This window comes from Bacteroides sp. GD17, from assembly GCF_038448625.1.
In the GTDB taxonomy this organism is placed as follows: domain Bacteria; phylum Bacteroidota; class Bacteroidia; order Bacteroidales; family Bacteroidaceae; genus Bacteroides.
In genome coordinates this window covers 405,455-420,719 of sequence record NZ_JBCEZS010000003.1, presented here as the reverse complement: position 1 = coordinate 420,719, position 15,265 = coordinate 405,455, and the positions used below count along the sequence as shown (strand labels likewise).

The 15,265-nt window shown below is 48.0% G+C and carries 7 protein-coding genes; 1 reads left to right on the top strand and 6 read right to left on the bottom strand.

The window, feature by feature from the left end:
* Nucleotides 1-96: 96 nt before the first annotated feature.
* On the bottom strand, nucleotides 97-1,701 hold the full coding sequence (locus AAE250_RS07160) for a hypothetical protein (protein WP_342288794.1): 1,605 nt from the start codon (nucleotides 1,699-1,701) through the stop codon (nucleotides 97-99).
* Nucleotides 1,702-1,845: 144 nt separating this feature from the next.
* Between AAE250_RS07160 and AAE250_RS07155 the strand changes: the two genes are divergently transcribed.
* A complete protein-coding gene (locus AAE250_RS07155) occupies nucleotides 1,846-4,221 on the top strand; it encodes a glycoside hydrolase family 3 N-terminal domain-containing protein (RefSeq protein ID WP_294597731.1) in 2,376 nt (791 codons plus the stop codon).
* A gap of 105 nt (nucleotides 4,222-4,326) precedes the next feature.
* On the opposite strand, the gene AAE250_RS07150 is transcribed toward AAE250_RS07155, so the two are convergent.
* The 5 genes from AAE250_RS07150 to AAE250_RS07130 form a co-directional block, all read right to left on the bottom strand.
* Nucleotides 4,327-6,702, bottom strand: a complete 2,376-nt coding sequence (locus AAE250_RS07150; protein ID WP_294597734.1) for a GH92 family glycosyl hydrolase — start codon at nucleotides 6,700-6,702, stop codon at nucleotides 4,327-4,329.
* Nucleotides 6,699-8,630 (bottom strand): glycoside hydrolase family 97 protein, encoded by a 1,932-nt coding sequence (locus tag AAE250_RS07145; RefSeq protein ID WP_294597737.1) that lies wholly within the window; start codon nucleotides 8,628-8,630, stop codon nucleotides 6,699-6,701. Before AAE250_RS07145 ends, AAE250_RS07150 begins: the two co-directional genes overlap by 4 nt.
* Nucleotides 8,631-8,636: 6 nt before the next feature.
* Nucleotides 8,637-10,136, bottom strand: a complete 1,500-nt coding sequence (locus tag AAE250_RS07140; protein WP_294597740.1) for a glycosyl hydrolase family 28 protein — start codon at nucleotides 10,134-10,136, stop codon at nucleotides 8,637-8,639.
* A 168-nt stretch (nucleotides 10,137-10,304) separates the two neighbouring features.
* Nucleotides 10,305-12,107 carry a RagB/SusD family nutrient uptake outer membrane protein gene (locus AAE250_RS07135; RefSeq protein WP_294597743.1) on the bottom strand — a complete coding sequence of 601 codons (1,803 nt, stop codon included), beginning with the start codon at nucleotides 12,105-12,107 and terminating at the stop codon, nucleotides 10,305-10,307.
* A 34-nt stretch (nucleotides 12,108-12,141) separates the two neighbouring features.
* Entirely contained in the window at nucleotides 12,142-15,192 is a 3,051-nt protein-coding gene (locus AAE250_RS07130; RefSeq protein WP_294597744.1) for a SusC/RagA family TonB-linked outer membrane protein, read from the bottom strand.
* Nucleotides 15,193-15,265 lie beyond the last annotated feature (73 nt).

The following is a 15,265-nucleotide window of genomic DNA, read 5'->3' as shown; positions in this document are numbered from 1 at the left end:
GCAGTATCTGAGTAAAATTTGCCTCTGAATTTACGGAGGTTCGTAACTAACTTTCCTTTGCGGATGAAAAGTTAGTTACGAGAAATTTGTATCTGTTTATCGGATATAAAACGTCTGCCTTACCGGCTCCGCAGTCTGTACCTGTGGAGCCGACTTCCGTCCATATTGCCATGCTATAACTGTGACCTTCACCGGATAAGTTGCTTTAGGAGGTATCGGAGTCAATATCAGCCGGGTGCCATCTACATACGCCGGACCGGATTCCACATAAAAACCGACAGGCAAACCGCTGTTCGAAACGGCTTGCAAGGGGATGGAGCGGACGCCGCGTTTTACGTCGGGCAGTTTGGTAAAGCTGATTTGTTGCGACGAACCTTCGGTGTTTCGAACCGGGATGGTAATCTGCGCCTGTTGAACCGCGGGTTTATATTCTTTGTCTCCGGGATGGGTAATTGCAAACACGATATCTGCTTTGGATTCCGTCCATAAGGTTCCCCGGTTCCACGCTACCCGGAACGTTTCAGAATCTGCCAGAACAGCCGGGCCGGTAATCATTTGAAGTGCCGGCTGTATGCCTTCTGCATGGCCGATAGAAGTACCTACCGGTAAATCCGTCCAATTGGAAAGACGGGGGCTCTCTCCGGGAACCGTGTCCAGGAAAACGGGTGTCAACCGGAATGTAATGCCATCTTCCTGAGGCTGGAAAGCAGGATGAACTTGCAGGTGGGAGTTTTGCTGGATGACTGTTTTGCCCTCCTGTGCCACGCTCACCAATTGCGGCTTCAGGTTGCGATAGCGTGATTGGTATGCCGAAGTAGCCTCGACCATTTCGCGGTCGAAGAACCAGAATGCTTGTGCCGGATCTCCTTTGTATTGATTGACCGGTGCCGGTTTGCAAGACGGTTGTTCGTTCTTTTTCCATCGTTCCATCAGCCAGCCCGTCTTGGTGGGATCTACACGCCCGTATTGCATTGCTTTCTTTATATAAAGCGCTATGTATTCCGCCTTTCCGGGAGTGTAGGCAAAGTGCCCTTCGGCAGGACAAGCCAGCATGCTGAGCGGTAGCAGAGGATGTTCTTTGCGCTCTTTCAGTCCCTCGTTGCTCCACGTATGTGCAGCTTCGTATTCGCCCATCGTTTCCAGGCAGGGGATGTTATTGATATTCCGGTTTCCCCAGATATCCTTGCACAGCCACTGGTCGCGATGATAAGGCCACTGGCCACTGACGGAAATGCATGCCAGTGTGCGCTCGGGCTGGTAGGCTGCAAGATAATAAGGCCAGCTGGCTGCTGCGGAATGTCCGATAGCAATCAGGGGAGCTGTTGCCAGTTCTTTGTAGCCTGATTCGCGGGCCAGGTCAGCCAGAAGACCGTCCAAGGTTTCCCAAGCTCGGTCGGTGAAGTCGAATCCCAGGTCGAAAGACGGGCATACCCATATCTGGGCTACATCTAATTGGGCCATGCGCCGGCGGAAGGCAGCATCTTCCAGGATAGAAATCTCTTCCATGTTGTGCTGTGCCACCAGGATTGCTTTTATTTGCTTGCATTTCTCCGGAATCCATAGATAGGCGCGTACGTCCGGATGCTTGGGCCGGGTGCTGAAGTTGCGTACTTGTACGGACCATTGCCAGATGCCGGTCTGTCCGAGTGTCGACAAGGAGAAAAATCCTAAAAATATCCCTACTAAAAATACATGTCTCATATTCATCTTCGTCTTTGTTTTTAGTATAAAGACGAACAAAAATAAGGAAACACTCAATATAAAGAATGAATAATTACCGGATAAAATGAGTAAAGGGCTATCTTTGTGCGTAATATAAAGTATGATAAATAAAACTAAGATGGTATGAATAAACACATTTTATGGACAGTAGCTTCGCTCTTGTTCTGCACACAAGCCACCGGTGCCATGCAAGACGGTATCTATCACAAAGGTTGGATTGACTTCAACAAGAACGGGAAAATGGATATTTACGAAGATCCCGGCGCTCCCCTGGAAGACAGAGTGCAAGACCTGCTCTCGCAAATGACGCTGGAAGAAAAGACTTGCCAGATGGCCACTCTATACGGCTCGGGACGTGTCCTGAAGGATGCATTGCCGCAAGACAGCTGGAAAACGGAAGTCTGGAAGGACGGGATAGGCAATATCGATGAAGAGCATAACGGACTGGGGAGCTTCAAATCCGAATACTCTTTCCCCTACACCAGGCATGTGGAGGCCAAACACGCCATTCAGCGCTGGTTTGTAGAAGAAACGCGTCTGGGTATCCCCGTAGATTTTACCAATGAGGGCATCCGCGGACTGTGCCACGACCGCGCCACTTACTTCCCCGCACAATGCGGCCAGGGTGCTACCTGGAACAAGGAGCTGATAGCACGCATCGGAGAAGTGGAAGCCCGGGAGGCCGTGGCATTGGGGTATACTAATATCTATTCTCCCATCCTCGACATAGCCCAAGACCCGCGGTGGGGACGCTGCGTAGAAACCTACGGTGAAGATCCTTACCTGGTGGGGCAGTTGGGAAAGCAGATGATAAACAGCTTGCAGAAGCATAACCTGGTAGCTACCCCGAAGCATTTTGCCGTCTATAGCATCCCTGTAGGCGGACGGGATGGAAAGACGCGTACCGATCCGCATGTGGCTCCGCGGGAGATGCGCACGCTTTACATCGAGCCTTTCCGGGTAGCGTTTCAGGAGGCGGGAGCGCTGGGGGTGATGAGCTCGTACAACGACTACGACGGCGAACCGATCACCGGAAGTTATCATTTCCTGACCGAGATATTGCGCCAGGAATGGGGATTCAAGGGATATGTGGTTTCGGACAGCGAAGCCGTGGAATTCATCTCGAATAAGCATAAAGTGGCGGATAGCTACGAAGACGGCATAGCGCAGGCTGTGAATGCGGGGCTGAACGTCCGTACCCACTTTACGCCTCCTGCCGATTACGTTCTGCCGTTGCGCAAAGCCGTGGCCGATGGAAAGATTTCTCCTGAAACGATTGATAAGCGGGTGGCCGAGATTCTCCGTGTCAAGTTCTGGCTGGGATTGTTTGACAAGCCGTATCGCGGAGACGGAAAGCAGGCCGAGCAGATTGTACACAGCAAAGAACATCAGGCGGTTTCTCTGGAAGCCGCGCGGCAGTCACTGGTGCTGCTGAAAAATGAGAACAAGGTTCTTCCCCTTTCCAAATCGGTTCGTTCGGTGGCCGTTATTGGTCCGAACGCTGATGAACACGATCAGCTGATTTGCCGCTACGGCCCGGCCAATGCGCCCATCAAGACGGTGTATCGGGGCATTAAGGAGATGCTGCCCCAAGCTGAGGTGGTCTACAAGAAAGGTTGCGACATCGTAGATCCTCACTTTCCGGAAAGTGAACTCCTCGACTTCCCGAAGACGCAGGCCGAGGCGACGATGATGGAAGAAGCGGTGGAGGCTGCCAAGCAGGCGGAAGTGGTGGTCATGGTGCTGGGAGGTAACGAACTGACGGTGCGCGAAGACCGCTCGCGTACCAGTCTGGACCTTGCCGGGCGGCAAGAAGAGTTGCTAAAAGCCGTGTATGCCACCGGCAAACCGGTGGTACTGGTGCTGATGGACGGGCGGGCTGCTTCCATCAACTATGCGGCGGCGACTGTTCCTGCCATCCTGCATGCCTGGTTTCCGGGAGAATTCTGCGGGCAGGCGGTGGCCGAGGCTTTGTTTGGCGATTATAATCCGGGAGGAAGGCTGGCTGTGACTTTCCCGAAGTCGGTAGGGCAGATACCGTTTGCTTTTCCTTTCAAGCCGGGCTCGGACGAGAGTTCGGAGACTTCGGTATACGGGGCTTTGTTCCCCTTCGGATATGGTCTGAGCTATACGACTTTTGCGTATAGTGATCTGGCGATCTCTCCGTTGCAGCAAGGAGTGCAGGGCGAAATCAATGTAAGCTGCAAGGTGAAGAATACGGGAACGGTGCGGGGCGACGAGGTGGTGCAACTCTATCTGCGCGATGAAGTGAGTAGTGTGACGACCTACACCAAGGTGCTGCGGGGCTTCGAGCGCATCAGCCTGCAGCCGGGCGAGGAGCAGACGGTGCATTTCAAGCTGCGTCCGCAGGACCTGGGCTTGTGGGACAAGAATATGAACTTCTGTGTGGAACCGGGGAACTTCAAAGTGATGATTGGCGCTTCTTCTGCCGACATCAGGCTGGAGGGGGAGTTTGAGATTGTGGCTTCTCACACCTGAAAATATTAAGTCTCATTCTGTCATTCATAGCGAAGCGAAGGATCTACTCTCTTTATGTAAAGAGAAGAGATTCTTCGCTTCGCTATGAATGACAGAGAAATCTATTTAACGGGGAGGCAGTGCTTCCACTCCCCATCGCTTGTTCGGTTTCGCTCCCATCTTCAGTTCCAGTCTGCCGCCTTTGGCAAAGTCTTCGTGATAGAACCAGCACTTGTTCCATTTCTGCCCGTTCAGGGTGGCGCTTTGGATGTACATGTTCTTCTGGGAGTTGCCTTTGGTCACTATCTCGAACGTGCGGCCCGGATAGTAGCGGTTGTCCAGCCGAATCGTCACTTTGTCGAAGAGGGGAGAGGTGATTTCATAGTATGGCTTCTCGGCGCAGCCACCGTCCACTTCGAACAGTCCGATGGCCATCAGAACGCCCAAGGCGCCCATCTGTCCCTGGTCTTCGTCATCCCGATAGCCGCCGTAGGGGGTGATGTCGCTATAGGCTGCTTTCACTTTGCGCACCCACTTCTGCGTGAGCCACGGTGCTCCGGCGTGGCTGAACAAGTGGGCCATGCCTGTTCCGGGCTGGTTGCCATAGTCTGTCCAGTTGCCCTCTTTGGTGGCGTTGGAGCGGAAGAAGCCATACGGCTGGCTCTTCTCGAAGTTTGAATTCAGTTTTTCGATGTATTTCTTCGCACCGCCGTAAAGCTCAATCAGCCCTGCCATATCGTGGGGGACGTAGTGCGAGTAGATGGCAGAATTGCTTTCGCAGAAGCCGTCTTTCTCGGTCAGTTCCAAAGGGTCGAAGCCGGGCAGCCAGTCTCCGTCTACCCCGCGGGGCTGCATATATCCGCTTTGTGGATTCCAGATGTTGCGATAGTTCTTGGAGCGCTTCATGAAGAAATTGTAGTCTTGCTGCTTATCCATGTTTTTGGCCATCTGCGCCAAGCACCAGTCTTGGTAGGCGTACTCCAACGTCATGGAGGCTCCGGTGGTGTGCATACCCTCGGTGTCGGTACGTCCGTCGGGCACGTAGCCGCGTTCTTCATAGAATGCCATTCCGCCCGACCGGGCTGCCTTGCTGTGCTCGTAGCCGGCATGGTCGCGGATGCCTCCCACGAAGGCATTCTTGCGCAGACCTTCGTAAGCCAGCTCAGCGTTGTAGTTGCGTATCCCCTTGTTGTAGGCGGCTGCAAAGAAAGATGCGGCCGGATCGCCAATCATCACGTAGGTATAATTGCCGCCGGAAGGTCCGCGGGGAATCAAACCTCCGTTCTGATACATATCGACCATCGTATTGCAAAAGTCATCCATCACTTCGGGATAGGCCATCGACCATAGGATGTCCAGCGACCAATGGCTGCCCCACCAGGCATCGAAGTTATGATGGCGGTACAGAGGCTTTCCGTCCTTGCCTGCCGGAATCTGCTTTATGCGCGGATAGTCGGTGGTCATGTCCATGTAATGTCCGTCGGCATCGCTGACGACCCGGCGCCCCAATAGCGCGTGCCACAGATCGGTGTACATTTTTATCTGCTGTTCTTTCGTTCCACCTTCTACATCAATTCGTCCCAGCCAGTCGTTCCATTCCTCGAAAGACGTCTGCTTCACTTGCTCGAAGTCCCAGCCGGTCAGTTCTGCCAGCATGTTTTTGCGCGCCTGCTCCACGCTGACGTAGGAAATGGCGACTTTCAGCATGACGGCTTCGCCGGCTTCCGTCTCGAACTGTACTGCCATACCGGCATCTTTGCCCGATATGCGTTCGGGATTGCTGTTGCGCTCTATCTTTCCTTCGCGCCAGGTTATGATCTTGTCCACCGGTTTGCTCAGTTGGGCATAGAAGTAGACGGGAGTGTCCTTGGGGCGCCGTCCGGTGCGTTCCATAATCTCCCAGCCGGCAATCTCGGTATCGCTCACCTTCCATACTTCGGAGTAGGCGGTGGGGCCGTGTGCCAGGAAGGCGCCTGTGTCAAACAGAATGTAGCTTTCGTCACTCTTCGGGAAGGTATAACGGTGGAAACCGACGCGCATCGTAGAGGTCAGCTCGGCCGTAATATCATAATCGGTAAGCTTTACTTTATGATAGCCCGGCTTGGCTATTTCTCCTTCGTGAGTAAACTTGGAGCGGTACGTGTCCATGCCTTGATGACCTTTGAACTCGCCCACAGTCGGCATCACTGCCACGCCGGACATCTGCCAGTTATGGATGTGGCTGAAGCAGCGTATGTACTCCGAGCCGTACAGATATCCCGAGCCCCATGAGTGTTCCGTATCCGTATCGGGACTCAGGCTTACCATGCCGAAGGGCCGGCATGCAGAACTGAAGAAGAACCAGCGGGATCGATGGGAATCGACGAAGGGATTCACCAGATCGACGTAGTTCTTGCTCTTGCTTTGCTGGATGCTTCGCATCTGGGCGCCGGCTTCCGTACAGACGAGTAAAAACAGCAGGAGTATTCCTGCTGCTTTTTTACATTGGTTTTGCTTCATCATAGCTTCTGCTTTTTATATGTTTTCAAAGACCTGTCTTTTGTCGTTTCGGGCACCAGGCGGATGGCCGAACCTCCCGAAGCTCTCAGGTTGAAGTTCAGTATGCTTCCGGCATTGACGCGGTATTTGGAAACTTTGACTTTGGTCCGTGTAGGAATGGACTTGTCGCCATCTGTATAGATTTCGGCTACATACTCCTTCCCGGCAGGCAAGAAGCTCAAATCTACGGATAATGCACGTGCATCATTGTTCGTAATGGAACCGACGAACCATTCATCGCCCTTTCGCCGCGCTACGGTAATAAACTCGCCGACTTCACCTTGCAGGACTTTGGTGTCGTCCCAGGTCGTATAAACGTCATCGAAGAATTTCAGTTCCGGTTCATCCTGCGAGTCGGACGGTTTGTCATACCAGTACATGTATTGCAACGGACTGTAATAAACGGCTGCCAATGCCAACTGGTGGGCGGGAGTGGTCTGGATGGACTTTGAACGGGGAACTCCATAACTATCTTTCTCTGTATTCAATCGCCCGAAGTCCTGACGGTAGTAGCAGATGGTATAATCTGCTGCTCCGGCCACATAGCGGGTGAAAGGAAGGGTAACGTTGTGGGTTGCATCCGGAAATTCTTCGTTGCCACGGATACCTTCCTGGGTCATCAGGTTAGGATAGGTACGGCTGAAACCCGTAGGGCGGTACTCATCGTGTATGTCGACCATCAGACCGTACTCGGCACATTTCATGACTGCTTCGTGCATCCATTTAGTCCACACTTGCGATCCTACTTGTACGAAACCGAATTTCAGTCCGGCTATTCCCCAGGATTTATACAATGGGAGAATCTCGTCCAATTGCTGTTGCAGAGCCCGTTGATTGACATAGAGGATTACTCCGATGCCATGTTGTTTGGCATAAGCTACTACTTCTTTCAAGTTCAGTGCGTTGCTGTTCTGGTTTCGATGCGGATCAATGGTTACTGTGGTTGCATCGGAGGCTTTGTCATTTTCGGGACCATACCAACCGCTATCGAAATGAATGTATTGCAGGTTGCGTTTCACGGCAAAGTCGACCAATGCTTTAGCTCCTTCTGTGGTCAGCGTCACTTCACGCATCACCTTTCCGGGTTTAATCCAGGAAGTATCTTTGACGCGGCAAGGAGGATTCAGGTTCAGGAGGATGTCGTTATGTTCCAATATTTGTCCCGGTTTGTTGGCACACATGATTACTCTCCACGGAGTGGAATAGGGGGCGATGTCTTCTACGGGGCCATACATTGCAGATACAATCGTATTCTTCTTGGCAGATGATACGTTGAACTTTGTCCGTACATAATCTACCACTTGTGCTTCGGCCAGGCATACGTAAGTCCCGTTGGATAATGTCAGTAACAGGGGACGGTCCGATTCTCCCGGCCAGTTCTCTAAGGGCAAGTACGAATAGGGAGTCTGGGCTCTTGGTGTGAAGTAGGCTTTAGTCCCTTCGGGCATTGCATATTCTGTGTATTCGTCTGTAATCTTCAGATACTGTCCGCCGGGAAAATGATAACGAAAGGCAATGCCTTCATTGTAGGCACGAACGTCAAGTACGATTTTATCGCGTGCATTCTGGCGGTTGACGACAACTTTCCATGCATTGAAACAATCTTTTATTTCGCTTCTTTCGCCATAGACCGGGTGCCAGATTGTGTCTTGTCGGCTGGTTGATACCGTCCCGATTTCGAGTCCGTCCCTCCACTTTGCATTTGCGTTAATTCCCAGTAGGGAGGGCTTTACCATCTGTTTGCCATCCCATTCCAGGGAATAGTGCAACTGACCACCATCATCGCTCAAGGTAAATTGATATTTGCCGTCGGGCGATGCCATCTTTACTTCTTTAGCCTGGATGCTTAAAGACAAGGCTATCCACAATATTCCTACAAACAATTTCTTCATGTCTTTTTATTTTAAGTATTGTATATGGTTTACGAAATTTCCTTTTTGAACCTTCGGGCTTCCGGCATTTATCTTATCGCCATAATAATTCACATTATCGAATACGATACCGGAAACATCATGTCTCTCATCAATGCCTTGAAGTATTACCACCCCTCTTTCCGCTTTACGGGGGCTTTCTTTACCGTAAGTCGTGACGTTACGGAAAGTTACGTTGTGAATATAAGGACCGTTAGAAGGGATTACGATAAATTCGCCATATCCGCAGCTTCCCGGTCCACGTCTTCCCGGTCCTGTCTTTATATGATTTGGACGGGGCTTTTCTATCGGACGGGTTCCGACTAATTGAAGTGCCGGAGTCAGTTTTACTAAGTTGTAAGGTAGCTCTCCGTTGATTCTGATATTCTCGAAACTAATATTTTCCATTGGCATCTCTCCCGTGGGATGTAACCAGAATATCTGTACCTGATTCCTGTCCGGGAAATGAATCACATCAATATTGCGTGCTGTGAAATTGCGGAATGCGGGGCAGCTGCTTTCTGTAGCCAGACGGAATACATTGGCAAAGTCAACCCAAAATACGCAATTCTCAACAAGTATATTCTCCACCGGTCTCGATTCTGTTTCTCCGCCGGCGCGGGTAGTACCTTTGGGAGAAACAGAATCATCGTCCGTACGGAAAAAACAATTCCGTATGGTGACATTGCTGGAGTTACAAGGATCTATTCCGTCATCGTTGCCTACACGAGAGCCTGCCAGACGGACATGGTCTATCAATACGCGGTCACAATTTTGTGGAACGATGGTCCAGTAGTAAGATCCTTTTATAATGATATCCTTCATTACAAAGTTATTGCAATTCTTGGCATTAATCATAAAGTCGGTGGGACCTGCATTATGTTCCCAGTCAGAACCATCCAATATTCCTCTACCGCAAATAGTTATATTATCTCCGGTTGCTTCTACACCAGCATTGACTACGGCGCCGCCTGCCAGATAAAGCGTTTGATTGCTTGTTAGCTTTATCAATCCATTTTCCGGGTTATGTTCGCCAGGGCCGAAATAAATAATATTCGGATCTTCTTTTGATGGAACATCGGTTTCCGGTTCATTACTGAATAGGATCAAAGGACTGTTGCAACCGTCCGGTTCGAATGAAATATCACAAGGTTTGCTTAACAGGAAAGTCGCTTCATCTTTGTCAATGGAGGGACAGATCGCATATCTATCGGGTAGTATGTTCAACTTACTCAGTGGAAATTTACTTTTTATCTTTACTGTTACTGTACCTGAAAAATCAAAATAGGCTATCGAATACTTTTTATCATGGTGCTGAGTTTTGGCTGTATATACAGGTATGGATATTCCATTCACCTCTACTACATAATCCGCTGACAGCGGTTCTCCTGCCGGTGCAGGGTAACTTATCACTTTAGCGCTAACAGTTAATACCGATAGCATAGCCAGCAAGAATACCGGTATCGTTTTGGGTGAAAATTTTTTCATGATATGTTTTATGGTTTTTCAAAGTTAATAAAATAATTGTTTTGATGCTTTCTTAAATAAAAAACGAATGAATGATTGACTTTACTCAAGCGCATAGTGGTAAAATCTGAAACAAAGAAGGCTATCTTGTACTCAAAGATAGCCTTCTTCAGTATGTATAACAGTCTTTTACCAGCCAGGATTATTACCTAGTTCTTGCCCATTGGATAAAGAGTTCAGCCATGATAGCGGAATGGGGCGAAGATAGAATTTCGTAGATCCTTCGATAAGTTGTGTTACGGCACCGCCACTTTCATTGGTGATGTCCCAGTTATAGGCACGTGCACGCGATACCAGTTTGCCGGTACGTTGCAAGTCGTTCCAACGGGAGCTTTCACCGAAGAGTTCCAATGCACGCTCATCCAAAATCATATCAATAGTCACCGTAGTGCCTTCGGGATATTGAAGTGCCCCCTGAGTTGCCTCTGCACGTTGGCGTATCTTATTCAGGTATTTCAGCGCATTGGTATTATCATTGTTCTTAAGCGCTGCTTCAGCTGCAATCAGGTAGGTTTCTGCCAAACGGAATAAGTAAGTGTCTCGTGTTCCTGTTTTTGAACCGTTTTCTGTAAAATAAGCATCACTGTCTTTAAATTTCCATACCGGCAGAAATGTACGGGTAGTTGGGTTGGTGTTGGGAGTTCCCATTTTCCAATAATCATTTCCTTCTCCTTCGGGAGAGAAGTCTTTCGGATCGCCTGTAGGATAGTTCAGGGTAACTGTAGAAGGTTTCAATTTATTGGCTGGCGGAGTGGCGCTATGAGCCGGCGTGGGAAACAGGATTGTTGCATCTCCCTTTTCGTATGTATCGGTAACGGATGCTGTAGCCTGCATCCAGTTTTTTCCGTTTTCCAGTCCATTGACGGAGGTGTCCGGATTACCGTTATAGTCGCTCATGAAGGTAACCTTGGCACGGCTATCCTTTTGCCAGTCGAAAAGCATGTAGGCAAACTTGGTAGGTACAAAACTACCGTCGTCATTGCCATAGTAATTATCTTTTGAACCACCGAGATATCCTTCACGATAGGGGAACATGAAATAAACGTTCAGTCCATTACCGCGTCCCGAAGTTTCATCTTTGCCCCATTGCACAGCAAAAAGAATCTCTTCGTTTGTTTCGTTCGACTGACGATGTACTTCGCCAAAATCATTCAGCAATTTATGATAAGGACTTGCAATATCAGCATCTCCTTCTATCAATCCCACTGCGTCCTTATAGGCATTTTGGAAATCGGTAGCTTCCGCGTAAGTCTGATATCCGCGAGTTAGGTATACCAATGATCTCAAATGCTTGGCAGCCGATGCGGAAGCACGTCCGTAACTGTTCCCGGTTTGTGATACCGGCAAAGTTTTGATAGCCTCTTCCAAGTCTGCTAAGATAGCTTCATAGATTTTGGGTGCCGGTACTCTTTCGGCTTCATATATGGGTTCGAGTATTTCTTTTTCCATCAGTGGAGCGTCACCCCAGTTGCGTACGATTTCAAAATTATACAAAGCTCGTAAGAATTTGGCTTCAGCTACACGTTGACGGCGAGTATCCTCATCTATTGCAGCATTTTCGGCACGACCTATTACTGCATTGGCACCTTTGATGCCTTCATACAATGACTTCCAAAAATTGAAATAGCTTCCGGTGCTGCTATTCAATTGAGACGTATACTGGTTTTGTGCATTTACCTGGTCGTAGCGGCTTTGTGTAATGATGTCGGTACCAAGCCATGTCAGGTTCAAATAATCTTTTGAATTATAAATAGATCTAAGTTGTGAATAAGCTCCATTCACCAATGTCTCAAATCCTTCTTTAGTAGGAAAGAGTTCCGAGGGAGTTTGTGACGACCAGTTCTTTTCATCAAGAAAATCAGAACAGGATGATATTCCACTACAAATGAGCAATGCTGCCATTCCTTTGATGAATATATTTTTTGTTTTCATAAATAGTCTTTTTATATAAGAATTGATACATTATTTAAAATGAAAGGTTTACACCAAACAACCAAGTGGCGGTCATCACCGAGTCATCTCCTACGGTTGATTCGGGATTTTCAGGATCAATGCCCACTACACCGGTGAATACAAACGGATTCTGTACCATAGCATATACTCTAAGCTTACTCAGCGGAGTACTTTTCAGCATTTTGTTACTGAAGGTATAGCCTAAATTGATGTAGCCCACTTTCAGATAATCCGCTTTCAGGTAGATGCGTGATGAATTGTTACGGTAAGCACCCTGATTACCAGGCTGTGCATACTCATTAGTCGGATTTTCGGGTGTCCAGTAATTGTGACGCAGATTCTTGAAGTTATCTTGCTTGTTCTCACCAATATAGCTTACAAAGAATTGGTTGCGGGCTGTAAGTCCTGTGCGGAAATACATCTGTACTGCCAAATCCCAGTTTTTGTAAGTAAATGTATTGGTCATGCCACCAGTCCAACTGGGAGTACGTTTTCCTACAATAGTCTGATCTTTATCGGCAGTGATGGTTCCATCTTTATCGAAGTCTTTTATCTTCCATTGGCCGGGTTTGGCGCCGTATTTCTTTGCCTCTTCTTCCTCGCCAAGTTGCCATACACCTTCACAGATGTAAGTCCAGTTGATGCGCACCGGTTCGCCAATGATATATTTGCTTGCAAAGTCTCCCATCTTTCCTTTCAGTTGAGGAGAGTAAGCTCCCAGGTCTTCTTTGAACTTCAGGTCGTGTATACGGTTTTTGTTATAGGCCAGATTGATATTGGTACTCCACTGGAAGTCGTGTGTCTTCAAGTTAATGGTGTTTAATACCATTTCAACACCGTTATTGCGGATGGTTGCCACATTATCTTTTACGGTGCTGTATCCAGTATGGATAGGTACACTTTTATTCATAATCATACCATCGGCAAAGCGGTCATAGTAATCAATGCTGGCACTGATGCGGCCATCCAAAAATCCCATATCTATACCTACATTATATTCTGTAGTCTTTTCCCAAGTAAGGTTCTGATTAGCCAGGCCTCCGGGCAGGAATCCCGATGCAACAGCATCACCAAACATGTATTGTGTACTCGAAAGTGTACCTAAAGAGAGATAAGGGTCGATATTGTCATTACCTGTCTTACCTACGCTCAGACGCAACTTCAGATTGCTTAACCAATCTGCATCGTTCAGGAATTCTTCTTGATTGATACGCCATGCCACAGCGGCAGCCGGGAAGAACGCCCACTTGTGTCCTTCGGCCAGACGGGAAGATCCATCGTAGCGTCCACTAAGTGTAACCAGATAACGGTCTTTGTAATTGTAGTTCAAACGTCCCGTATAAGACATTATTGTGGTTTGCTTATAATTTGAACGGTAACTGGTAGCTACGCCACTTCCTAGATTGTGCCATAACGATTTGAACGGCAGATCTTTTACTTCCAGATACAAGTCATCATAAGTTGTTTTCTGCATGGAGAAGATGCCTGTGAAGTCAAACTTATGGTCTTTTGCCACATCAAATTTGTAATTAGCAATGTTATCCCATGTGTAATCGATATTGAACATATCATTTTTGTATGCAGTGGGCTTTTGTGTTCCTTGCAAAGCCTTCGACCAGGTGTCTCTGAAACGTCCGGAAGTACGGGCGCGCAGATAGGGAGAAAAAACGGTTTTCAATGACAAGTTATTGATAGGGGTTACATCCAGATAGACATTTCCGAAGGCTTCTATACTTCTATGTTGTACGGTTACATTCTTCTGGGTGGTCAACGGATTGAAAATTCCGTTGGAAGAGAACTTCCATTGTTCACTACCATCTACCAAGCTCACGGGATGTTGTGTAGGACGTGCACGAAAAGCATCTTGGAGGATATCGTGATTTCCCATATCGTTATTATAATAGGTACCATATATGCTACCTCCGAAAGATACATATTTATTGGCTTTCACATCCAGTCCTGTACGGAAATTGTAACGCTCATATTTTTCTGGCTCAACCATACCGGTTTCACTATAATATGCTGCGCCGATAGTATATTTCACGTTCTCGGTACCTCCGGTGGCCGAAAGGCTATGACTGGTTTGTATCGGTGTCTTTGAAATGGCATCATACCAGTCAAAATAGTTGTGATCCTGCACAGCTTTTAGTTCTGACGGATCTGTGAATATCTGTTCGTCGGGCACATACTCATTGTTGTTTATGGCGCGGCGATATTCGCGAGCTAACTGGACATATTCGTCTCCGTTCATAAAGTCAGGCATGTGAATTGTTGTTTTAAATCCTACGTACCCATTATAATTGATGGTAGGCTTACCCGACGCACCACGTTTGGTAGTGATCATCACAACGCCATTGGTACCTCTTGAACCATAAATAGAAGCAGAAGAGGCATCTTTCAGCACATCGATCTTCTCAATATCTTCCGAACTGATGGTTGTAATATCCGCGCCTGCCACACCATCCACTACAATCAATGGAGAAGTACTGCCGCTCATTGTACTGATACCACGGATATTCATCGAATACCCTCCTCCCGGTTTGTTGTTATTTCGTACAATAGTCAGTCCTGGAACCTGTCCTTGCAGTGCGCTCATCACATTTTCCTTACCCGACTTGGTCAGTTCTTTATTATCGACAGAAGAGATGGAACCTGCCAAATCCGAGCGTTTCATTGTACCATAACCAACCACCACAACTTCGTCCAGTAATTCAGAATCTTCCTTCAAGGTTATTTTGAGATTGCGGTTGGTACCAATCGTAACTTCTTGGGTTTGATAGCCCACATATGAAATCTGGAGTTTGTGACTGGGGACAATATTTATGATAAATCCGCCGTCCACATCTGTAATAACCCCATTACTGGTGCCTTTTTCCATTACCGTAGCTCCAATAACTGGCTCTCCTTGAGCATCTACGACCTTACCGGTGATTTTGACCGAATTTTGTAATACCTCCTGAGTTACGGGAGATATGGTCATACTCTCTACTTCCTCTGCTGCCACTTTTCCTAATGGCAAACAAGATAATGCTAAAAGCATAAAGAATTTGTCTCTCTTATTCATAGCACACACTTTAAGTTTAACATAAATAAATTACATATATTTTTCGTTAGTACATTTCTATGATGCATAGATA